Here is a 21,766-nt window from a genome sequence, read left to right as displayed (position 1 = left end):
GGAGCCGGCTCGAACGGGAAGATCATCCAACTTGTTCTACCGGCAACTTATCCATGGATGTCCGGATATCGGCCAGTGGTCTTCTTCGCCCTGATACCTCTTCGGTCATGAACAAGATCACCCGCCGACAGGCCTTGGCAGGCACCACTGCCGGCGCACTCACCGCATTAGGCGTGGCGGCCACCGCCGCGAACGCCACCCCGGCCACGACCCCGACGACCTCGGGCACGGCCACCGAAGAGGTCTACCAGGGCCGCCGCATCCGGATAACCCAGGACGGGGGCGGCCACCACGGCGGCCACCACGGCGCCGGACTGCCCACCGTCCGGATAGACGGCCGCGAGCTGCACGTGATGCGCAACGCCGACGGCAGCTGGATCAGCGTGGTCAACCACTACGAGACCTTTGCCGACCCGCTCTCCCTCGCCCGCGCCGCGGTCCGCGACCTCCAGGGCTCCGAGCTCGCCCCGTTCGGCGGTGCGGCATGACCGTCCGCAAGAACCAGGCCGCGCTCACGGCCGAGGAGAAGCGCGCCTTCACCGCGGCCCTGCTGGAGCTCAAGCGCACCGGCACGTACGACCGCTTCGTGACCACCCACAACGGCTTCATCATGTCCGACACGGACTCCGGCGACCGCGTCGGTCACCGCTCCCCCTCCTTCCTGCCCTGGCACCGCCGCTTCCTGCTGGAGTTCGAGGCGGAGCTGCAGAAGGTCGACAAGAACGTCTCGCTCCCCTACTGGGACTGGACCGCCGACCGCACCTCGCGCTCCTCGCTCTGGGCCGCCGACTTCCTCGGCGGCACCGGCCGCGCCCGGGACGGCCAGGTCCTCGACGGCCCGTTCGCCCACGCGGGTGGCAAGTGGAACGTGAACGTGCGGGTGGACGGGCGCGCGTACCTGCGCCGGGCCCTCGGCACCGGCGTCGCCGAGCTGCCGACGCGGGCCGAGGTGGACGCCGTACTGGCCATCCCCGTGTACGACGCGGCCCCCTGGAACAGCGCTTCGAGCGGCTTCCGCAACAGCCTGGAGGGCTGGCGGGGCGCCAACCTCCACAACCGGGTGCACGTGTGGGTCGGCGGGCAGATGTCGACCGGGGTGTCCCCGAACGACCCGGTCTTCTGGATGCACCACGCCTTCGTGGACAAGCTGTGGGCCGACTGGCAGGCCCTGCACCCGCAGTCCGCCTACCTGCCGGCGGCGGGCACCCCGAACGTGGTGGACCTGCACGACACCATGCGGCCGTGGAACGACGTCACTCCGGCGGACATGCTGGACCACCGGAAGTTCTACACGTTCGACGCCTGAGACGCCGCCAGCCAGCGGTAGTGCAGTTCGGGGCGGCCGACCTGGCCGTACCGGGGGGTCCGGTCCGCGCGACCGGTGTCCACCAGGTGCTCCAGGTAGCGGCGGGCTGTGATGCGGGAGATCCCGGCCGCCTCGGCCGCCCCCGCCGCGGTCAACCCCTCGGTCGCCGCCCTCAGCAGGGCGGCGACCCGGTCCAGGGTCGGCGCGCTCAGCCCCTTGGGGAGCTGGGCCGGGCGGGGGGCGCGCAGGGCGGCCATCGCCCGGTCCACGTCGTCCTGACCGGCCGCCTCGCCCGCCGCCTGGCGGAACTCGGCGTAGCGCAGGAGCCGTTCGCGCAGGGTCGGGAAGGCGAAGGGCTTCAGTACGTACTGGACCACGCCGAGGGAAACGCTCTCGCGGACCACGGCCAGGTCCCGGGCGGAGGTCACCGCGATCACGTCGACGGGGTGCCCGGCGGCCCGCAGCCCGCGCGCGAAGCGCAGTCCGTGCCCGTCGGGCAGGGTGAGGTCGAGCAGCAGCAGGTCGACCCGGGTCCGTTCCAGGTGCCGGGTGGCCTCGGCGAGCGAGTGGGCGACCCCGACCGCCGTGAATCCGGGCACCCGCCCGACGTACAGCGCGTGCGCGTCGGCGGCCACCGGGTCGTCCTCGACGATCAGCACCCGCACCTCGCCCGCGCTCCCCCCTGCCGCGGTCATCGCGCACCGCCCGGGGCAGGCAGCCGTACGGTGAACTCCGCGCCCCCGGCCGGACCCTGGGCGGCGGTCACGCTCCCGCCGTACCGCTGCGCCACCTGCCGCACCAGCGCGAGACCCAGACCCCGCCCCTCGCCCTTGCCGGACCAGCCCCGGCGGAACACGTCGACGCCCTCCGGCAGCCCGGGGCCGTTGTCGGCGACCCGCAGGAGCAGTTCGTCCCCCTCGGGCCGCAGGGTCACCGCGATCCGCGCGCCGGGGACGCAGGTGACGGCGTCGGCCGCGTTGTCGATGAGGTTGCCCAGCACGGTGACCAGGTCGCGGGCCGGCGGCAGGTCACCCCCCTCGGCGAGGCTGCGGCTGTCGGGCGTCACGACCAGCTCCACGCCCCGCTCGTGCGCCTGGGCGGCCTTGCCCAGCAGCAGCGCGACGAGTACGGGCTCCCCGACCGCGGCGATGACCTGGTCCGTCAGCGCCTGTGCGAGCTCCAGTTCGGCGGTGGCGAACTCCACCGCCTCGTCGGCGCGCCCGAGTTCGATCAGGGAGACCACGGTGTGCAGCCGGTTGGCCGCCTCGTGGGCCTGGGAACGCAGGGCCTGGGTGAATCCCCGTTCCCGGTCCAGTTCGCCGGTCAGCGCCTGGAGTTCGGTGTGGTCGCGCAGAGTGACGACGGTGCCGCGGCGGCCGCCGCCCGCCACGGGCGAGCTGTTGACGACGAGCACCCGGTCGGCGGTCAGGTGCACCTCGTCCACCCGGGGCCGGTCGGCGAGCAGCGCGCCCGTCAGGGGGGCGGGCAGCCCCAGGTCGGCGACGCCCGTGCCGGTCATCGCGCCCCGCAGGCCCAGGAGTTCGCGGCCGGCGTCGTTGATCAGGGTGATCCTGCGCTGCCCGTCGAGCAGCAGCAGCCCTTCACGGACGCCGTGCAGGGCGGCCTGGTGGTAGTCGTACATCCGGCTCAGCTCGGCCGCGTTCATGCCGTGCGTGTGACGGCGCAGCCGGGCGTTGACCACGTAGGTGCCGAGGCCGCCGAGGGCGAGCGCCCCGCCGGCGACCCAGGCGAGCGCCGAGAGCTGCGCGGCGAGCCGGTCGCTGATCGCCCGGACGGTGATCCCGGAGCTGACGAGGCCGACGATCCGGCCGCCGTCGGTGAGCGGGGTGACCACGCGGATGGAGGGGCCGAGGGTGCCGGTGTAGGTCTCGCTGAAGGTCTCGCCGCGCAGCGCGGGGGCGGTGTTGCCGAGGTAGGGCTCGCCGATGCGCCTCGGGTCGGGGTGGGTCCAGCGCCGGCCGTCGGGGGCCATGATCGTCACGAAGTCCACGCCGGAGTCGGTGCGGACCTTCTCCGCGTAGGGCTGGAGGGCGGTCGAGGGGTCGGTCCCGCGCGCGGCTCCCCGTACGGCCTCGCGCACGGACGGCGAGTCGGCGACCGCGTGGGCCACGGCCCCGGCCTGACGCCGGGCGGCGTCCTCGGCCTGGCCGCGCGCGCCGGCGTACGCGAAGACGGCGCACCCGGCGACGACCACGGCGACCAGCAGCACCTGCATGGCGAAGAGCTGGCCGGCGAGACTGCGCGGGGGCCGGGGGAAGCGGAACATGGCGCTCAGTGTGCACCGGGTCGTGAACTCAATGAACGCAAGGGTGACCGGGGTCACAGCGCTGGGCGATGGTCTCCCGGAACGACTTCACCACCAGGAGGCATCGTGGCCGCCAGGCGCGACAGAACGCACTATCTCTACATCGCGGTGATCGCCGCGGTGCTGCTCGGCATCGCCGTCGGCTTCGCCGCGCCCGGCGTGGCCGTGGAGCTCAAGCCGCTGGGCACCGGCTTCGTCAACCTCATCAAGATGATGATCTCGCCGGTGATCTTCTGCACGATCGTGCTGGGCATCGGTTCCGTCCGCAAGGCCGCCAAGGTGGGGGCGGTGGGCGGGCTCGCCCTGGGCTACTTCATGGTGATGTCCACGGTCGCGCTGGCGATCGGACTGCTGGTCGGCAACCTCCTGGAACCGGGCAGCGGGCTGCACCTGACCGAGGCCGTGAAGCACGCGGGTGAGGCGCAGGCCAAGGCGGGCGGGGCGCAGAGCACTCCGGAGTTCCTGCTCGGGATCATCCCGACCACGCTGGTGTCCGCCTTCACCGGCGGGCAGGTGCTGCAGACGCTGCTGGTGGCGCTGCTCTGCGGGTTCGCGCTGCAGGCCATGGGCTCCGCGGGCGAGCCGGTGCTGCGCGGGATCGGGCACGTGCAGAAACTGGTGTTCCGGGTGCTCGCGATGATCATGTGGGCGGCGCCGGTGGGTGCCTTCGGCGCGATCGCGGCGGTGGTCGGGGCGACGGGCATGGACGCGCTCAAATCCCTGGCCGTCATCATGATCGGCTTCTACACGACCTGTCTGCTGTTCGTGTTCGTGGTGCTCGGCACGCTGCTGCGGGTGTGCACGGGAGTCAGCGTCTTCGCCCTGCTGCGCTACCTGGGCCGCGAGTTCCTGCTGATCCTGTCGACCTCCTCGTCGGAGTCGGCGCTGCCGCGGCTCATCGCGAAGATGGAGCACCTGGGGGTCTCGCGTCCCGTCACGGGGATCACGGTGCCGACCGGGTACTCCTTCAACCTGGACGGGACCGCGATCTACCTGACGATGTCCTCGCTGTTCATCGCCGAGGCGATGGGCAAGCCGCTCGCACTGGGCGAGCAGATCTCGCTGCTGCTCTTCATGGTCATCGCGTCGAAGGGCGCGGCCGGGGTCACCGGCGCGGGTCTGGCCACGCTGGCGGGCGGGCTCCAGTCGCACCGGCCGGAACTCGTCGACGGAGTGGGCCTGATCGTGGGCATCGACCGGTTCATGAGCGAGGCCCGGGCGCTGACCAACTTCGCGGGCAACGCCGTCGCGACGGTCCTCATCGGGACGTGGACGAAGGAGTTCGACCGCGCACGGGCCGGTGAAGTCCTCGCGGGACGGCTGCCCTTCGACGAGAGCACGCTCATCGACGACGCGCACGTGACGGCCCCCGCCGACCACGGCGACCCGGCCGGGGAGCCGGTGGCCGCGGTGCCGCCGCCCGCGGGCGGCCCCAAGGACGGCGTTCCGGCCTAGCCGGTACGCCCGTACGGGCCGGCCGGGCAGGGTTCGCCCCCACGGTGCCCAGCCCGGTCGGCCCCGTCATCTTCCGACACCGCTCGAAATAGACGAATTTCAGCCACCGGCGTGCGAACCGTAGTGCTGTAAAAGGTACTTCCATACCGGGGCATCCGTCTGACATCTTGCGTCCACCACTCGTTTCGTACGACGCGATAGGTGCCACCAGCACCATCGCGTCATCGGAGGACGCATTGATACCCCACATATCCAGCCGACCTCGACGTACTCTCGTGCTGGCCGCCACCCTCGGCGCCGCACTCGCTTTCGGGGCCCCCGCCGCGCTCGCCGGCACCGCCCCCGTCTCGCCTTCCGGCTCTCCCGTCAAGGCCGGCTCCGCATCCGCGGCGCCCAAGGCCGCGGCGCCGACTTCCCAGAGTGCGACCTGGGCCGCCGGCACCCGCGCCTACCTCGTGATCACCGCTCCGGGTGACACCACCGCGGTCCGCAACGCCGTCGCGGCCAACGGCGGCACGGTCTTCCAGTACTACGACGCCATCGGCGTGGTCCTGGCCCACACCACCTCCGGCACCTTCGCCACGACCATGCGCGGCGTGAGCGGGGTCCAGAAGGTGGGTGCCACCCGCACCTCGGACGTGCCGGCCGACGCCTACGACCCGGCGCTGCCCGCCAACCCGGCGCAGGCCGCCACGCCCGCGGGCGAGCCGGCCCGCGTCGACATGACCCAGATCAAGGCCGACCAGGCCTGGGCCGTCACCACCGGCTCGCCCTCCGTCAAGGTCGGCATCCTGGACACCGGCGTGGACGACCAGCACCAGGACCTGGCCCCGAACTTCAACGCGGCCGACTCGGTCTCCTGCGCCTACGGCAAGCCGGACACCCGTACGGGCGCCTGGCGCGACGTCGGCACCCACGGCACCCACGTGGCCGGTACGGTCGCCGCCGCCAAGAACGGCAAGGGCGTCGTCGGCGTGGCCCCGGGCGTGAAGATCTCCTCGGTGCGCATCGCCGAGCCCGGCTCCTCGCTCTTCTTCGCCGAGAACACCGTCTGCGGGTTCATGTGGGCCGGTGACCACGGCTTCAAGGTCACCAACAACAGCTATTACACGGACCCGTGGCAGTTCAACTGCCCGGACAACCTCGACCAGGCCGCGATCATCGAGGGCGTCAAGCGCGCCCAGGAGTACGCGGAGGGCAAGGGTTCGCTCCAGGTCGCGGCGGCCGGCAACTCCAACATCGACCTGGCCAACAAGACGACCGACACCGAGAGCCCGAACGACTCGACGCCGGTCACCCGCACCATCACCAACGCCTGCCTGGACATCCCGACCGAACTCCCGGGCGTGGTCACGGTCGCGGCGAACGGCACCGGCACCACCAAGGCGTCGTTCTCCAACTTCGGTCAGGGCGTCATCGACGTCTCCGCGCCGGGCAGCAACGTCTACTCGACCGCGCCGGGCGGCACCTACGCCACCATGAGCGGCACCTCGATGGCCAGCCCGCACGTCACCGGTGTGGCCGCGCTCATCGCCAGCACCAACCCGGGCATCACGCCGGCCCAGATCCGCGACAAGCTGGCCACCCAGGCCAACGACACCGCCTGCCCGTCGGACAGCCGGTGCAAGGGCACCACGGCCAACAACGGGTTCTTCGGAGAGGGCCAGGTCGACGCCCTGAAGGCGGTCGGGTCCACCCCGCCCCCCGGCAAGTACTTCGAGAACACCGGTGACGTCGCCATCGGCGACAACACCACCGTGGAGAGCTCCATCGCCGTCAGCGGTGTCACGGGCAACGCCCCGGCCACCCTCAAGGTGGGCGTGAACATCGTGCACACCTACATCGGTGACCTGAAGGTCGACCTGATCGCCCCCGACGGCTCCGTGTACACGGTCCACAACCGGGCCGGCGGCAGCACCGACAACATCAACCAGGTCTACACCGTGAACGCCTCCTCGGAGGTCGCCAACGGCACCTGGAAGCTGCGGGTCAACGACAACGCCGGCGGCGACACCGGCAAGATCGACTCCTGGAACCTGACCTTCTAGTCCCATCGGCACCACTGGTCCCACCGGTTCCACAGCACCCCCCCCCGCGGGCCGTCGGGGAGCAGCCCTGCTCCCCGATGGCCCGCTCCGGCGCGCCCGCGCTACCTCGTGCGCAGCACGCAGTCCCCGCAGAGCCCGCCGCCCGGCACCTTGTAGTACAGACAGCAGCTGCGCCGTACGAAGGCCACGCCGAGCCCCTCCTCGTGGACGAAGGTGCCCGTCCCGGCGAGCGCCCCGCCCTCGCCGAGCAGTTCACCGGCCACCTCCACGGCCGCGCCCCCCGGCACCCGGTCGAGCAGTACCCGCAGGGCTCCGACCAGTCCCGAAGCGGCGTTGCCCCGCAGCACCTTCGGCGAGACCCCGAACCGCTCCCGCAGTCCCGCGTCGAGCACGGCGAGGTTCCCGAGGACGTTCTCCCCGAGGGCGCCGGCCGGCAGCTCCCCCGGCTCGGGCAGCCACAACTCCAGCGAGCCCGCCGGCGGCAGCCGCCACCACACCCGGTCGGGGGCCAGGTCCGGCACCCTCCCGGCCAGGGCGGCGCAGCCGAGCCCGATGGACCACAGCCGCGAGGCGATGCCGAGCTGGGCGGTCGAGGCGGCCACCCGCCCGGGCCCGCTGCCGATCCGCCGCCCGACCTCGGCGACGTACGGCCCCAGCCGCTCGCCGTACAGCTCGCCGAGCGGTCGGAAGCCCTCCCCGGGCGGCCGGCTCCCGTGGGGCACGGTGAAGAACGGCCCGACGGAAGCGAGCCTGCGCAGTACCTCGTCCATGCCCGGATGATCTCAGGCGCGGCTGCCCAGTCGGTCGGGGAGTGGGCTGCCGGCCCGCCCGAGGGCGGCCTCGGCGGCGCGCACGGCCGGGCCCATCCCGTACGAGGCGGCCAGCAGGAGGGCGCCGAGCACCAGCCATCCCGGGATGCCCCACACCAGCAGGAGCGAGGTCAGCACCAGCGGCCCCAAGGTGCGGGCGACGGGGACCCCGGTGCCGAAGAACCCCTGGTACTGGCCCATCCGGTCGGCGGGCGCCAGGGAGAAGCCGATCTGCCAGGACCCGGCGGACTGCCGCATCTCGGCGTCCACCTGGAGCACCGCGCCCGCCACGAGCAGCCCGGCCGCCGCCCAGCCCGCCCCCGGCAGTGCCGAGAGGGCGAACACGACGCACGAGACGGCCATCACCAGCCCCGAGACCCGCAGCGCCCGCCGAGCGCTGTCCAGGTCGGTCACGGGCCGGGCCACGCGCACCTGGAAGAGCATCACGGCGACGGTGTTGAGCACGAACAGCGCCGACACAAGCCAACCGGGGGCGTGCGTGCGCTGCACGATCCACAGCGGCACGGCGAGGCTGAGCAGCGGCATTCTCAGCAGCAGGACCGCGTTCAGCAGCGTGACCAGCGCGTACGGGCGGTCCCGGAGCACGGCCAGTCGGGGTTCCCCGGCCGCCCGCCCGGGTGCGGGGGCCACCGCGGGCAGCGTCAGCAGTACGGCGGCGCAGCCGAGGAAGCCCACCGCGTCCAGGACGAAGACCGCGAGGTAGGCCCGTTCGGTGTCCGCGCCCAGGGCCAGGCCGCCCAGGGCCGCGCCCAGGGCCAGCCCGCCGTTGAGCATCGACTGGAGGTGGGCCAGCACCCCCGTCCGCTGCTCCGCGGGGACCACTCCCGCGAGGAGCGCCTGGCGGGCGGCGCCGAGGCCGCACTGGGCGGTGGCGTAGACGACCACGGCCGCCAGGAAGGCCCAGAAGGACCGGATGAAGAGGAAGGAGAGCACCGAGGCCGCGGTGGCGGCCGCCAGCAGCGCCGAGGTGCCCCGGGGGCCGCGCCGGTCGGCGAGCGCCCCCAGAGGGACGCCGGCGACGGAGCCCACGGCCCACGCGACGGTCAACCCGAGGCCGATCTGCGCGGGCGAGAGACCGACCACGCGGGTGAAGTACAGGGCCGAACACACGTAGTAGGCGCCGTCACCGACGGAGTTGCTCAACTGGGCCGCGGCGAGCCGTCGCGGCGCCCCGGGCGGGGGCAGGATCCGTAGCGTCACCCCGTCATTCCATCAGCCGGATGGCCCGCAAGGGAGAGCCATTCAAGGCTCGGGATCTTGGGCCACTCACAGGGCCGCGAGGAACTCCAAAAGCGCCCGGTTGACGGCCTCCGGCCGCTCCACCCCGGGCAGGTGCCCGGCCCCGTCGACGACCGTGAGCACCGAGTGCGGCATCAGGGCGTGCATGGCCTCGGCGTCGGCGACCGGGGTGTAGACGTCGTCCGCGCCGACCAGCAGCAGGCAGGGCTCCGAGGTCCCGGCGAGGACCGGACGGTAGTCGGGGCGCTCGGCCCGCCCGCGCAGGGCGGCGGCCGCGCCCTCGGGGTCGGTCGCGCACATCATGGCGCTCACCCGGGCGGCCGCCTCGGGCATGCCGGTCACGTTGTAAGGCGCCAGCATCTTGTCGATGACCTCTTCCGCGTACCCCTTCATGCCCTCCGCGAGGAGCCGTTCCGCGAGCTCCCGGCGGTACCTCTTGCCGTCCTCGGTCTCCGGTTCCATCGATGTGTCGCAGAGCACGAGGGCCCGTACCACACCCGGGTGGCGCAGCCGCAACTCCATGGCGATCTGCCCGCCCATGGACACACCACCGACGACCACTTGTTCGATGCCGAGGCGGGCGAGCAGGGCGGCGAGGTCGTCCGCGTGGTCGGCCAGGAGCGCCTTGCCGGGAACGACGGGACTTTCTCCGTATCCTCGCAGGTCAGGGGTGATCACCCGGTAGCCGGCGGCCGTCAGCGCGGCTGTCTGGGGCGCCCACATCGTGCGGTTGAACGGATGTCCGTGGATCAGGATTACGGGCGCTCCGGCCCGGGGACCCAAGTCATCGAAAAAGACGTTCACGCCATTGCCAAATTGGGGGTTCATGAGAGGACTTTAAGGAGCTACATTGAGCCACTCGCGTTCACCTGACAGCCCGTTGCCTTTCACCCGTGTTTTGCACGGGGGGCGACGTCAGAGACGCACACTGTGCAACCACCCCACCGCCCAGAAGGACCGAAGGCTCCGTGCCCGTACCCGTACTCCTCGCCGGCCGCTCCGTGCGGCTCGAGCCCCTCGCCCCCCACCACACCGAGGCTCTGGCCCTGGCCGGGGCCGAGGATCGTACGACTTACGCCTTCACCCCCGTACCCCATGGGGTGCAGGCGTCCCACGAGTACATCGAACGCGCCCTCGCCGATCAGGCGGCGGGCCGGTCGCTCCCGTTCGCGGTGGTCAGAGCCGCGGACGGCCTGGTTGTCGGTTCCACCCGGTTCCTGGAACTGGACTACTGGCAGGGTCCGCTGGTGTGGCCCGCGGTGCCGGGTGTCCCGTTCGGTGATCCGGCGACGGCCGTCCCCGATGCCGCCGAGATCGGCAACACCTGGCTGTCCCCGGGCGCCCAGGGCACCGGCATCAACACCGAGGCGAAGCTGCTCATGCTCCGCCATGCCTTCGAGACCTGGGGGGTGCGACGCATCTCACTGCGCGCGGACGCCCGCAACCTCCGCTCGCGGGCCGCGATGGAGCGTCTCGGCTTCACCTGTGAAGGGGTCCGCCGGGCCCATTCCCGGGGCCTCGACGGCGCGGTCCGCAGCACCGCCTTCTACTCGATCCTCGACGAGGAGTGGCCGGCCGTCCGGTCGATCATCGAGCTGAGGCTCTCGGCGAAGGCCCCGCGCAGGCGCAGGCGCAAGACGCTCGTCCCGGCGTAACGGTCCTGCGGTCTCCCGCCCCCGCCCTCCTCACCCGAGGAAGGCGGGGGCGAGGGCCGACGCCATGAGCCGGGCCGGGGCGCCGCTCCCGTCCGCGGGCACCGTGTACAGGTCGGCCCCGAAGTCCCCGGGCAGCGAGTAGGCGACGGTCCGCTCGTCCAGCCACACGACCTGGTCGTCCACGCTGCGCTCCTCGGCGAGCGGGGTCTCCGCCCCGGAGGCCAGGTCCAGGGCGTAGAGCCGCCACGGGGCCTCGGCCGGCAGGCCCTCCACCCGCTTCTTGAAGACCAGTCGCCTGCCGTCGGGTGCCAGCGACGGGCACTCCACGTTCTCGCGCAGGGTGGTCACCGTACGTGCGGTCAGGTCCCCGCGGACCAGGTGGGTCTTGCCACCGGTGGCCATGGTCGCGTAGAACGCCTGCTCGTCGGCGGTGAAGGTGACCCCCCAGAAGTTGACGTCGGCGTTCCGGTACTCCTTGCCGTCCTTGAGGATCGTGAAGTCCTCCAGGGAGGCGTCGTACCGGCCCGTGCGCAGGTCGAGGACCGAGGTCCGCGTCGAGAAGTTCGTACCGGCGTACGAATCCCCGCCGACGAAGACGGTCCACGCGGCGAGGTGCCCGCCGGGCGAGACCCGGGCGCGGGTGGGGATGCCGGCCAGCGGGTGCGCGGAGACCTCCTTCAGGTGGGCGTCGAGCACGACGGCCCGGTAGCCGTCCTGGACCCCGCCCTTGACCGCCTGGAGGCAGATGCCGGTGCCCGCCGCGGAGTGGAAGCGCAGGCAGCTCACTCCGGAGGCGGTACGGGCCCCCTCGGGCGCGGAGACGGGGACGGAGGCGAGTTCGTCGCGGTGCGGGCCCCACGCCATGTTGCGGAAGACGATCCGCGGGCCGCCGTCGCCCGGGGTCAGCGAGAGCTCACCCCGGGTGATCTCGGGACCGCCCGCCTGAACCTGGTTCTTCTGCTCCGCGCGGTCGGCGGCCCGCAGGAAGGACAGCCCCGCGACCACGGCCAGCACGGACACGACGGCGGCCAGGATCAGGATCCGGTGGCGGAGGGACAAGGGGGGCATCGGTGGCATGGGGGCCTTTCGGGGCGGCTTCGGGGGGGGTTTCGGGAGCGGCCGCGTCAGTCGTCGCCCGCGGGCAGCAGCCGTACGGACACGCAGACGGCCACGGCGAGCAGCGCGGCGGCCACGGTCAGGGCGGGGCGGGCGCCCCAGACCGTCCAGGCGGCGCCGAAGCCGAGGGACGCGGCGAACCGGGCGAGGGCCTGGCCGGTCTGGACGAGGGCCAGACCGGCGCCGCGGTGCTCCTCGGGGACGGCTCCGGCGGCCGCCGCCATCAGCACGCCGTCGGTCGCCGCGTAGAAGCCGCCGTGCAGCAGGAGCACCGCGTACGGCAGCCACCCGCCCGACCCGCCGAGCAGGAGCAGTCCGTAGGCGAGCAGCAGGGCGAGGTGGCCGCCGACGAAGACGCGGCCCCGGCCGATCCGGTCGGCGAGCCGCCCCAGGGGCAGCGCGAGCAGGAAGAACGCGGCGGCGGTGCCGAGGGGCAGCAGTGCGAACCAGCGGTCGGCGATTCCGGTGGCGCGCTGGAGCAGCAGGAAGACGAAGGCGTCGCTGACGGTGAACAGACCCAGGACCAGTGCGCAGAGGCCGATCCGGCGCAGGTCGCGTCGGCGCAGCAGCCCGACGGCGGCGCGCAGCGAGACGGGTTCGGCGTCGGCGGCCGGTGCGGTCCGCCGGCCGGGGACGAACAGGACCAGGACGAGGACGCCGAGGGCGGCCACGCAGGCGCTGACGGTGAACACGGCGTCGTAGCCGTCGGCCGCGCCGCGCAGGATGAGGAAGGCGAGGATCGGGCCGATGAGCGCGCCGGCGGTGTCCATGGCGCGGTGCACGCCGAAGGCCCGGCCGCGGTCCTCGGGGGCGGCCGCGAGGGAGATCAGGGCGTCGCGCGGGGCGGTGCGCAGGCCCTTGCCGGTGCGGTCGAGGGCCAGGACGGCGCCGATCGCGGGCAGGGTGTGGGCGAGCAGGAGCAGCGGCTTGCAGAGCGCGGAGAGGCCGTAGCCGATGCCGGCGAGGGCCTTGTGGCGGCCGAGGCGGTCGCCGAGGTGGCCTCCGGTGAGCCGGACCAGGGCACCGACCCCGTTGTAGAGGCCGTCGAGCAGTCCGAAGCCGAGCGGGGAGAGCCCGAGGCCGGCGACGAGGTAGAGCGGGAGCACGGCCGTGACCATCTCGGAGGAGACGTCGGTGATCAGGCTGACCGTGCCGAGGGCGAGGACCGTGGGGGCGAGGGCGGCGCGCCGCCCCGGGTGGGTGCCCGGGGCGGCGGCCTGCGGCTCGGGGGTCACGGCGGGCGCGGGGGTCCCGCGGCTGTCCGCAACGTACATGGTCAGGAAGCCCAGATCCCCGTGATGTCCTTGGCGGTGGCGGCGTTCCCGGCGTGGGTGGTCAGACCGGCCAGGCCCTCGAGGGTGCGCAGCATGTCGTAGTGGTTGTAGGTGGTGCTCGACGTGCTGCCGGGGGTGACGGGCTGGCCGTAGAGCACGGTGGGGATCTTGTTCCCCGCGAGCCGGTTGTCCTCGTCGAAGGTGACGACGAGCAGGCTGTTGTGCGTCTTGGCCCAGTCCGCGTAGGGCTTGATCTTGTTCTTGAGCCAGGTGTCGCCGGTGCCGACGGAGCAGTCGTGCATGTCGTTGCACAGGTCCGGGACGACGAAGGACACCTTGGGCAGGGTGTTGAAGTCCGTCGGGAACTGGGTCATCGTCTTCGCGGTGCTGGTGGGCACGTTGGAGAAGGCGAACCAGGGGTTGTGCTTGCGGGCGTACTTGCCGCTGCTGCACGTGGTGGAGCCCGCGCTGGGCAGGCCCTCGTTGTAGCTGCCCCAGCTCTTGCCCGCGGCGATCAGCTCGGAGGCCAGGTTCGGCGCGGAGCTGAAGCCGGGCGTGTAACAGCTGTCGCCGGTGACGCCCTGGTTGGAGCCCGAGAAGAGCTGGAGGTAGTTGGGCTGGCTCGGGTGGGTGATGCCGTACGACTGCGTCAGGTTGGCACCGCCGCTCCTCAGCGAGTTGATGTACGGCGCGCTGGAGCTGCCGATGACCTGGTCGTAGGCGTGGTTCTCGAAGACCACGACCACGACGTGGTCGGGCGCGGGCAGGCCCGCGGCGTGGGCGGGCTGGACGGCGCCGATGCCCGCCCACAGGGCCACGCCCGCGACGCTGAGGCCGAATGCGGTGGCGAGGGCGGTCTTACGACGAGAGCCTGGCAGGGGCATGCCAAACACGGGGTACCTCCGGGCGGAATGAGGGTTCGGACGGCGGCGCGGAGGCACCATACCCAGGGGCATGTGCACTGGCCAGGGATACTTGGCGAACAGAACCCGAACTCCACCGGCCCTTCAGGCGCCGGGTAATGGCCTCACCCAGAAAACCCCAAGAGAAGTAAAAATGCGGAACCCGGACAAGTATTCGTTCATCTTCCGAACGGACGGGACCAGCCGCCAGACCACACCGCCCCCTCGGGGGCAGCATCAGCCGGAGAGCCACCGCACATGTCGTACTCACCCGACGGGCAGCAGTTCCAGCCGTACAGGCCGCAGGGGCAGGGCCCCCAGCCGCCCTACGGGGACCAGTACGGCGGGCCCCACGCGGGGCAGCAGGCCCCCGGCCGGCCGGGGCAGGGTCCGTACGGCGGGCAGCCGCAGGCCCCGTACGAACAGCAGCAGCCGTACGGTCAACAGCCGCAGTACGACCAGCAGTACGGGGACCAGTACGGCTACGACCCGGAGCCCCCGCCGCGCAAGTCGCGGGTGCGTCGCTGGGTGATCGCGGGTGCCTCCGTGCTCGCGCTCGCCGGCATCGCGGCGCTGGTGATGAACCACTTCGAAATACCGCCGTTCACCGACAAGGGCTCCGATGTGTCCTTCGGGCAGCCCGCGGGCGGCGACGGCAAGAAGAAGGACGCCGGGCAGCCGCCGCCGAACTCCAAGATGCTGATGCCCACCGGTCCGGCCGCCGAGTTCAAGAACTCGATGACCCTGGCCGACGGCACGCACGTCGCCGTCACCACGCTGGACGGCAAGAAGTCCGGCTTCAAGGGCAAGGTCTGGGTCTGGGCGCCCAAGGAGTACAACGACCCGAAGTTCGCCAAGAGCGGCTTCCCGGTCATGATCGCCCTGCCCGGCGGCGCCGGCTACCCGAACAACTACTGGATGGGCACCGACCTGGGGCTGCAGACCAGCATCAGCAAGTGGTACGCGGAGGGCAAGAGCAAGCCGTTCATCCTCGCCATGCCGGTGCTGAACCCGGGCCCCGACGACAAGGGCATCTACTGGGACGGCTCCGACATCCCCGACCAGCCGAAGATGGGCACGTGGCTGACCGAGGACGTCCCGGACCTGATGAAGGCGAACTTCCGCACCGTCAAGTCGCGTGACGGCTGGGCCTACATGGGCTCCTCCACCGGCGGCTTCGCGAGCCTGAAGGCCGTGCTCAAGCACCCGGACAAGTTCAAGGCCGCGATCTGCTCCGGCCCGGACATCGTCCCCGACTCCTCGCTGTGGAAGGGCCACGACAAGGAGAAGGCCGAGAACAACCCGGAGCTCCTGGCGAAGGCCATGATCGACAAGAAGACCGGGCCGGACGTCTACATCGCCTTCCAGGTCGGCGACAACGAGAACAACAAGAAGACCCTGCCGGACGTGCAGAAGTTCATCGCCACCTACGGCAACAAGGGGCCGATCCACACCGAGCTGAGGGTCATCCCCGGCGGCCAGCACAACGCCAAGACCTACGTCCCGAACATGGGCATGGGGCCGATCCAGTTCATCAGCAAGGTCATGGAAGGACCCGTCGAATAGCCCGCGGCTCCTCCACCCGTTCCTCCTTCGTCTCCGGCCCGCCGAACGTCCTCGGCGGGCCGTTGCCGTCCCAGGGCGCCCAGCCCGGGTCCCCGGTCACCGCGAAGCGCACCCACGCGGAGTGCATCTCGTCGGCGAGCGCCTGCGGGGTGTCGGGGCCGGCCAGCCACGAGGCCTCCGGCACGCCGAGGGTGTCGAACACGAAACCCAGCTCCAGGGCGTGGCAGGCCCCCAGGCCCGGTACGCCGGACGGCCAGGCGAATTCGTACAGGTGACTCGGCGCGGCCCGCCGGGCCCCGGCGAGCGTGCGCAGCGGGTCGCGCAGCAGGCTGTCCGTGAGCAACTGCCCCGCGAGCTCGGCGGGGCTCGCCCCGGGCAGGGCGGCGCGCAGCGCCCGTACGTCGGCGCGGTCCTTGCCGCTGCGGAAGCGGGCCAGCCACAGGGCGAGCGGGCCGAGCCGGTCCAGGAGCCGCATCGCGCCGGTGGGGGCGAGCCAGAGCCGGTACTCCTCGGTGGTCCAACCCAGCAGCAGCGGCACCTCGCTGCGGACGGCGGCTTCGAGGGGGTCCTCGGGGAGCGTGTTCGGGTCGGTCACCAGGCCGAAGGCGGGGCCGCCGACCAGGGGGCTCGACTTGTGGAGCACGGCCGCCTGGGCGGCGAGGAGGTCGGGCAGCGGGGTGTCGGCGAACGCCTGCGCGGTGGCCTTCACCTTGAGCAGGGAGGCCATCCTGCGCACCATGGCGCGGACCTTGTCGCGCGGCAGCACACCGGGGGCCCCGCTCTGCAGGACCGCCCGGGCGAAGAGTCCGGCGGCGCGCGGGGCGGCGAGGAGGGCGCCGATGCTGATGGCCCCGGCGGACTCGCCGAAGACCGTGACGCGGGCGGGGTCGCCGCCGAAGGCCGCGATGTTGTCGCGGACCCATTCCAGGGCGGCGATCTGGTCGAGCAGGCCCCGGTTGGCGGGGGCGTCGGGGAAGAGTCCGTAGCCGAGGACCCCGAGGCGGAAGTTGCAGGAGACGAGCACGACCCCGTCGCGCGCGAAGGCGGCGCCGTCGTAGACGGGCACGGCCGAGGAGCCGCGGGTGTGCGCTCCGCCGTGCAGCCACACCATGACGGGCAGCCGGGCCGCGGGCGCCGGGTCGGGGGTCCACACGTTGACGGTCAGACAGTCGTCTCCGGGGATCTGCGGATCGGGCAGCAGGGCCGCGAAGGTGTGCTCGTAGGGCACCTTGGGCGCGGTGGGCCCGAAGGCCCCGCAGTCCCGTACGCCCTCCCAGGCGACCGGGGGCACGGGAGCCGCGAAGCGCAGGGCGCCGACGGGCGGGGCGGCGTAGGGGACGCCCCGGAAGACGGCGCTCCCGTGGGCGTCGATCCGGCCCTCGACCCGGCCGGAGCCGGTCCGGACCCGGGGCCTCGCCCGGCCGTCGTCACCGGGTGCGCTCATCTCGTCCTCCAGCTGTCGCCAGTGCTCCGCGCACGGTCGCACAGCCCTCCGACGGGTGACAAGGCGTGACCGCGTCGGGGCCCGGCCCGGTTGGACGCGGTATGCGATCCCTGCGTATCCACCACATTCTGCCCGTCCTGCTGCTGGCCGCCACCGGGCCGGCCGTCCTCGGCGGCTCGACCGCGGCCGCGGCGGAGCCGGACTTCCAGTACGTCGGCCAGGACCACCGGCCCCACGGGCTCACCGCGCCGAAGGGCTGCGTGGCGGCGGAGGGCGGCGGCGGTCGCGCGGTCTCCAACAGGACCGCGGCCACCGCGACCTTCTACCGGGACCCCGGCTGCAAGGGTCGGGTGGTCGAGGTGCTGGGGCCGGGCGCCGTCACCCGGGTGCGGCCGTACTTCGCGTCCGTGGCCTTCGCCGTCACCGGGTAGGCGCAGGGGCCGTGACCCCTCGGCCCTCTCCGCGTTGTATGCCATGTCAAATGCCGCAGATTCTGTGGCTCCCCATATCTCACGAGGAGATCTTTGATGTCGCGTATCGCGAAGGCATTCGCCATCACCGCTGTGGCCGGTAGCGCCGTCACCGCCGGTGCGGGTCTGGCTGTCGCCGATGCCGGAGCGCACGGTGCGGCGGTCGGCTCCCCCGGTGTCCTGTCGGGCAACGTGCTCCAGGTTCCCGTCCACGTCCCCGTCAACGTCTGCGGCAACACGGTCAACGTGATCGCGCTGCTCAACCCGGCGTTCGGCAACACCTGCGTCAACGCCTCGGGCGGCGGCGACCACCACACCGAGGGTGGGGACTACGGCCACTGATCGCCTGATCTCCTGATCGGCTGATCACCGAAAGGGCCCCCGCCGAACGGCGGGGGCCCTTTGCACGTCCCGGCAGGGACGGTCGTTCGCACCGGATGCGCGAACCGGATCCGTATGGATTCGTACGGGTCATTCGTAGCGGTAGACGCCCCGGTGGCCGAACGCCTCCCGCGGGGTGACGTTCCAGGGCGGCATCGGCTCGTCGAGGGCGATGACGCGGCCCCGCTGGAAGTCCTCGTAGGGAAGGGGCGCGGCCGGCAGGTAGCCGGAGTCGGGGTGCTTCTGCTGCCAGCGGTCCCAGATCAGGTCCACGAAGGAGTGGTGCAACCAGAACGCCGGGTCGTTGGGGGCGGTGCCGCCCGTCATGTGACCGCCGATCCACTGGTGGACCTTGTTGTGGTTGCGCCAGCGCTCGCTCTTGGGCGCGGCCCACCCCTCCAGCCGGTTGCGGAAGCTGCCGCCGGAAGCCGTGGAGTCCCAGGGCGACGAGTCGTACGTCGGGTCGTCGATCGCCCACTGGAGTTCCGCGGGGGTGGGCAGGCTGATCGGGTTCTGCGGGCGGCCGAGGTTGCGGGTGAGGAAGGCGGACTCCGTGATGCCGACGGTCACCGTCCAGTTGCCCTTGTCGTAGGCGAACGGTCCGGTCATCACCTTGCGGTCGCTCTCCCGGCCGGTGCCGCCGAGGAAGTCGTCGGCCCAGAGGGAGGAGACCGGGCTGTTGTCGGTGGTCCAGTCCCAGTAGGGGATCGAGACCCCGGGGTCCACGCGCTGCAACTCCTTCTCGAACTGCAGCAGGTAGAGCCGGTGCCAGGGGAAGAACGACGGCGACATGTGCCCGACGCGGAGCTTGCGGTCGCGGTCGGGCACGAAGTACTTGTCGTGGGTGCGCACGAAGGAGTCGTAGGTCCCGTCGCGCTTCAGCTCCAACACGGCCGCCGTGAACCGCTTCTTCTGGGCGCTGGTCAGGTTCTTCTGGTTCTGCCGGGTGTACAACGCGGGGCTCCTCCCCTTTCCCGTGGGTGTCAGCCGTGGTGCGGGGCCGCGAACGCCAGTTGGGTCGTGCCCAGTTCGTCGACGGCGGCGCGGGCCACTTCCAGGGGCGTCTCGTAGGACTGGAAGTGGTTGATCCCGCTGAGGTAACTGCCGTCGGCGCGCCGCATGACGTGCAGCGGACGGCCGTCGATGCGCACCCCGGCGAGGTCGACGGCGATGTGCCGGCCCCGGTACGTCTCCTCGACGAGGGGCGCCGGCGTCAGCGTCTGGCGGGGGCGGCGCGCGCGCAGTACGGGGGCCAGGGCGGCGGCCGTACCGGCGAGCACCGTCGCGGTGAACGCCGTACGGAGGACCGCGCGGCGGGTCAGTGGTGCGGCGGCGGTTGCTGCGGACAACATACGGTCTCCCTCGCTCGGTGGCCGGCGGCTACGGGTCTAACGCCGCTCGGCGGGCGAGGTCACCCTTGGGGGTGCTTGTAGAAGAGGGTGGTGGGGTGCAACCGGCCCGCCGGGTCGGTGGCGTAGTCGGGGATGGTGCCGACCTCGGTCCAGCCCGCCCGGAGGTAGACCTTCTCGGCACCGCTGCCGGTCTCGGTGTCGAGGAACAGCAGCACCACCCCGGCGCGGGCGGCGGCCGCCTCGGCCTCGGCGAGCAGGGCGAGGGCGGTGCCCCGGCCGCGGGCGCCGGGGTGGACCATCAGTTTGCGCAGCTCGGCGCGGTGGCGGCCGTTGGGCTTGGCCTCGCGGTACCAGCTGACGGTGCCGTCGATGGGGCCTTTGGCACCGCCGCGGGAGACCCACAGCGCCAGGGAACCCTCCTCGACGGCGGGCAGCAGGGAGTCCCACCAGGCGGCGGCGCCCTCGTGGTCGAGGCCGGCGAGGAACCCGAGCGAGGAGCCGGAGGCGACGACGTCGACCAGCAGGGCGGCGAGTTCGTCGCGGTGGGCCCGGAGGCCGGTGGCGGACAGCGGGGTGATCGCGGCGGTCATGCGGCGAGCATAGGGAGGGGCCGGGAGCGCGTCGCGGGCGGGGCACGTGCGCGACGCGGGAGGACCGCGGCCCCGTCCGCGGGACACCGGGGGCACCGCGGGGGGGCACCGGGGGGCGCGCTCACGGTCCGGCGGGCGGGCGCGTCGAGCGGGCCGCGAACGCTCTCGCGAGAAGGCGACAAGTACGGGGTGAGGCCGCTGCGACGGGCGGCCGGGGAGGGGAACGCGTGTGGACGCGGACGACGAAGAACTGCTGACCAGATCCCGCCGGGACACGGAGGCATTCGAGACACTGGTCGTACGGCTGTCGGCCGGCCTGCACGGCTATCTGGCGCGGAGGGCGCCCGACGCGGCGGACGACCTGCTGGCCGAGGTGTGGCTCCAGGCCTTCGCGGGGCGCGCCGGTTTCGACGCCGGCCGGGGCACGGCCAGGGCGTGGCTGTTCGGTGTGGCCAGGAACGTGCTCGCCGGACACTGGCGGCGGCTCGCCCAGGAGCGTCCCGACGCGCACCGGCACGAGCCGGACCGCAGCGACCCCTGGCACGCCGTCGACCAGCGGCTGGACGCGGCGGCCCTGGCGCCGCAGCTGCGCGACACCCTGGCCGGGCTTCCGGCCGTGGAGCGGGATCTGCTGCTGCTCGTCGCCTGGGAGCAGCTCACCCCCACCGAGGCGGCCGACGTGGTCGGCATCCCGGCCGGAACGGCCCGCTCCCGGCTCCATCGCGCCCGCGGCCGCTTGCGGGACGCCCTCGGCACCCTCAACCCCCTTCACCTGTCGGGAGAGATGGCATGACGGACATCACGACGGATTTCCTGGACTTCCCCGACGCCGACCGGCTGCGCAAGGCGGGCGAGGTCGCCGTGCCCGCCCCGCGGGTCGTGGAGGCCGCTCTGCTGGCCGTACGGGCGGCCGCCGCGGCCGAGGACAGCGCCCCCGTGACCGTCGTCGCCCCGCGCCGGACGCGGACCCGCAGGCTCCTGGTGTCCGCCGCGGCGATCGCCGCCATCGTGGCGGGCGTGAGCGTCTACCCGGTCGCCGGCCTGAAGGGATCCCCGCCCCCGGCCACCGCCAGTGCCGCCGGCTTCCTGCGGCAGGTCGCGGCGACGGAGGCGAAGTCCCCCGCGGCGGACGCGCCGTACCGGGAGGTTCACACGGTGACCCGTGCCTGGGTGACGATGGGGTCCCCGTACACGGACCCTCCGCAGGTCTACGACGAGCGTTCGTGGGTGGGAAGCGACGGCCTGTTCCGCCGGAACGGCGACGGCGAGGTCTTCAGGACCCCCTTGACGCAGATCAGGTGGCTGGAAGTGCCGGGGCAGTTCGAGGGCTTCACCTGGGAGCAGGTGAAGGCCCTGCCCGAGGACCCCTCGGCCCTGAAGGCGCTGCTGGCGCAGTCGTACAGGAAGACCCCCGGCTTCGAGATGTTCGGGGACGTCTTCTACCGCCTCGGCCTGGAGGGCCTGCTCCAGGACGCGCCCCTCGGACCGCGGCAGCGGGCCGCGGTGTACGAGGCCCTCGCGGACACGCCCGGACTGCGCCTGGTCGGACCGGTGAAGGACAGCGAGGGGCGTGACGGAACGGCCGTCGAGGTCGACAACGCCCGCACGCGCGTCCGGCTGACCATCGACTCCCGGACGGGCGGGCTGCTGGAGAAGACCGTCACCTACGTCGAAGGCGAATACGCCGGCAAGATCGCCGGGCGGGTGACGGTCCTGTCCTCCGGCCCCGCGCAGAGCGTGCCACCGTACCGGGAGCAGCCTTCGGAGCTGACGGGGCTGTCGTCCGCCAGGCCGAGGGTGCCCCTCTGGTAG

General features: G+C 72.5%; 22 protein-coding genes. 10 read left to right on the top strand and 12 right to left on the bottom strand.

Annotated features, from left to right (window positions below; all coding sequences use genetic code 11):
* The first annotated feature begins 107 nt into the window (after positions 1–107).
* Entirely contained in the window at positions 108–488 is a 381-nt protein-coding gene (locus tag ACFYZL_RS33760; protein WP_384579166.1) for a tyrosinase family oxidase copper chaperone, read from the top strand.
* Entirely contained in the window at positions 485–1,306 is an 822-nt protein-coding gene (locus tag ACFYZL_RS33755; RefSeq protein ID WP_384746647.1) for a tyrosinase family protein, read from the top strand. The genes ACFYZL_RS33760 and ACFYZL_RS33755 overlap by 4 nt, the downstream gene beginning before the upstream one ends.
* Here ACFYZL_RS33755 and ACFYZL_RS33750 read toward each other — a convergent pair.
* Positions 1,288–2,001 carry a response regulator gene (locus ACFYZL_RS33750; RefSeq protein ID WP_384746645.1) on the bottom strand — a complete coding sequence of 238 codons (714 nt, stop codon included), beginning with the start codon at positions 1,999–2,001 and terminating at the stop codon, positions 1,288–1,290. The two genes, ACFYZL_RS33755 and ACFYZL_RS33750, sit on opposite strands and share 19 nt — an antisense overlap.
* Positions 1,998–3,593 (bottom strand): ATP-binding protein, encoded by a 1,596-nt coding sequence (locus tag ACFYZL_RS33745; RefSeq protein WP_388684302.1) that lies wholly within the window; start codon positions 3,591–3,593, stop codon positions 1,998–2,000. Before ACFYZL_RS33745 ends, ACFYZL_RS33750 begins: the two co-directional genes overlap by 4 nt.
* A gap of 105 nt (positions 3,594–3,698) precedes the next feature.
* Between ACFYZL_RS33745 and ACFYZL_RS33740 the strand changes: the two genes are divergently transcribed.
* Positions 3,699–5,087, top strand: coding sequence for a cation:dicarboxylate symporter family transporter (locus ACFYZL_RS33740; protein WP_384746641.1), 1,389 nt, complete (start codon positions 3,699–3,701; stop codon positions 5,085–5,087).
* A gap of 275 nt (positions 5,088–5,362) precedes the next feature.
* Positions 5,363–7,135, top strand: coding sequence for a S8 family serine peptidase (locus tag ACFYZL_RS33735; protein WP_384746639.1), 1,773 nt, complete (start codon positions 5,363–5,365; stop codon positions 7,133–7,135).
* A gap of 101 nt (positions 7,136–7,236) precedes the next feature.
* Here the strand turns inward: ACFYZL_RS33735 and ACFYZL_RS33730 are convergent, their stop codons facing one another.
* The 3 genes from ACFYZL_RS33730 to ACFYZL_RS33720 all read right to left on the bottom strand — a co-directional run bounded on the left by ACFYZL_RS33730 (position 7,237) and on the right by ACFYZL_RS33720 (position 10,032).
* Positions 7,237–7,905: a (2Fe-2S)-binding protein gene (locus ACFYZL_RS33730; protein WP_388684298.1), complete on the bottom strand. Its 669-nt coding sequence runs from the start codon at positions 7,903–7,905 to the stop codon at positions 7,237–7,239.
* A 12-nt stretch (positions 7,906–7,917) separates the two neighbouring features.
* On the bottom strand, positions 7,918–9,165 hold the full coding sequence (locus ACFYZL_RS33725; RefSeq protein ID WP_384746635.1) for an MFS transporter: 1,248 nt from the start codon (positions 9,163–9,165) through the stop codon (positions 7,918–7,920).
* A gap of 66 nt (positions 9,166–9,231) precedes the next feature.
* On the bottom strand, positions 9,232–10,032 hold the full coding sequence (locus ACFYZL_RS33720; RefSeq protein WP_384746633.1) for an alpha/beta fold hydrolase: 801 nt from the start codon (positions 10,030–10,032) through the stop codon (positions 9,232–9,234).
* 140 nt (positions 10,033–10,172) lie between these two features.
* Between ACFYZL_RS33720 and ACFYZL_RS33715 the strand changes: the two genes are divergently transcribed.
* Entirely contained in the window at positions 10,173–10,859 is a 687-nt protein-coding gene (locus ACFYZL_RS33715; protein ID WP_384746631.1) for a GNAT family N-acetyltransferase, read from the top strand.
* 30 nt (positions 10,860–10,889) lie between these two features.
* Here the strand turns inward: ACFYZL_RS33715 and ACFYZL_RS33710 are convergent, their stop codons facing one another.
* The 3 genes from ACFYZL_RS33710 to ACFYZL_RS33700 all read right to left on the bottom strand — a co-directional run bounded on the left by ACFYZL_RS33710 (position 10,890) and on the right by ACFYZL_RS33700 (position 14,133).
* Entirely contained in the window at positions 10,890–11,918 is a 1,029-nt protein-coding gene (locus ACFYZL_RS33710; RefSeq protein WP_384746671.1) for a TolB family protein, read from the bottom strand.
* Between the two features lie 65 nt (positions 11,919–11,983).
* Complete coding sequence (locus ACFYZL_RS33705; RefSeq protein WP_388684293.1) at positions 11,984–13,249, bottom strand: MFS transporter; 1,266 nt, start codon at positions 13,247–13,249, stop codon at positions 11,984–11,986.
* Positions 13,250–13,251: 2 nt separating this feature from the next.
* Entirely contained in the window at positions 13,252–14,133 is an 882-nt protein-coding gene (locus ACFYZL_RS33700; protein ID WP_384746627.1) for an alkaline phosphatase family protein, read from the bottom strand.
* Between the two features lie 276 nt (positions 14,134–14,409).
* On the opposite strand from ACFYZL_RS33700, the gene ACFYZL_RS33695 reads away from it, so the two are divergent.
* Positions 14,410–15,717 carry an alpha/beta hydrolase gene (locus ACFYZL_RS33695; RefSeq protein ID WP_384746625.1) on the top strand — a complete coding sequence of 436 codons (1,308 nt, stop codon included), beginning with the start codon at positions 14,410–14,412 and terminating at the stop codon, positions 15,715–15,717.
* Here ACFYZL_RS33695 and ACFYZL_RS33690 read toward each other — a convergent pair.
* Entirely contained in the window at positions 15,695–17,161 is a 1,467-nt protein-coding gene (locus ACFYZL_RS33690) for a carboxylesterase/lipase family protein (protein WP_388684290.1), read from the bottom strand. The two genes, ACFYZL_RS33695 and ACFYZL_RS33690, sit on opposite strands and share 23 nt — an antisense overlap.
* 101 nt (positions 17,162–17,262) lie before the next feature.
* On the opposite strand from ACFYZL_RS33690, the gene ACFYZL_RS33685 reads away from it, so the two are divergent.
* Both ACFYZL_RS33685 and ACFYZL_RS33680 read left to right on the top strand, forming a co-directional pair.
* Entirely contained in the window at positions 17,263–17,592 is a 330-nt protein-coding gene (locus tag ACFYZL_RS33685; protein WP_388684287.1) for a hypothetical protein, read from the top strand.
* Positions 17,593–17,688: 96 nt separating this feature from the next.
* On the top strand, positions 17,689–17,973 hold the full coding sequence (locus ACFYZL_RS33680; RefSeq protein WP_384579191.1) for a chaplin: 285 nt from the start codon (positions 17,689–17,691) through the stop codon (positions 17,971–17,973).
* Between the two features lie 129 nt (positions 17,974–18,102).
* Here ACFYZL_RS33680 and ACFYZL_RS33675 read toward each other — a convergent pair whose 3' ends face one another.
* From ACFYZL_RS33675 to ACFYZL_RS33665, 3 genes are read right to left on the bottom strand one after another with little or no spacing between them, the layout of a single operon-like run.
* Entirely contained in the window at positions 18,103–18,966 is an 864-nt protein-coding gene (locus ACFYZL_RS33675; RefSeq protein WP_384746619.1) for a tyrosinase family protein, read from the bottom strand.
* Between the two features lie 29 nt (positions 18,967–18,995).
* Positions 18,996–19,364: a tyrosinase family oxidase copper chaperone gene (locus tag ACFYZL_RS33670; RefSeq protein ID WP_384746617.1), complete on the bottom strand. Its 369-nt coding sequence runs from the start codon at positions 19,362–19,364 to the stop codon at positions 18,996–18,998.
* 59 nt (positions 19,365–19,423) lie between these two features.
* Positions 19,424–19,954, bottom strand: a complete 531-nt coding sequence (locus ACFYZL_RS33665; RefSeq protein WP_384746615.1) for a GNAT family N-acetyltransferase — start codon at positions 19,952–19,954, stop codon at positions 19,424–19,426.
* Between the two features lie 229 nt (positions 19,955–20,183).
* On the opposite strand from ACFYZL_RS33665, the gene ACFYZL_RS33660 reads away from it, so the two are divergent.
* Both ACFYZL_RS33660 and ACFYZL_RS33655 read left to right on the top strand, forming a co-directional pair.
* Complete coding sequence (locus ACFYZL_RS33660) at positions 20,184–20,747, top strand: RNA polymerase sigma factor (RefSeq protein ID WP_384746613.1); 564 nt, start codon at positions 20,184–20,186, stop codon at positions 20,745–20,747.
* Positions 20,744–21,766 carry a CU044_5270 family protein gene (locus tag ACFYZL_RS33655; RefSeq protein ID WP_388684282.1) on the top strand — a complete coding sequence of 341 codons (1,023 nt, stop codon included), beginning with the start codon at positions 20,744–20,746 and terminating at the stop codon, positions 21,764–21,766. Before ACFYZL_RS33660 ends, ACFYZL_RS33655 begins: the two co-directional genes overlap by 4 nt.

The organism is Streptomyces sp. NPDC001717, from assembly GCF_042892775.1.
Taxonomy (GTDB): Bacteria; Actinomycetota; Actinomycetes; order Streptomycetales; family Streptomycetaceae; genus Streptomyces.
This window is presented reverse-complemented; position numbering and strand designations above follow the sequence as displayed.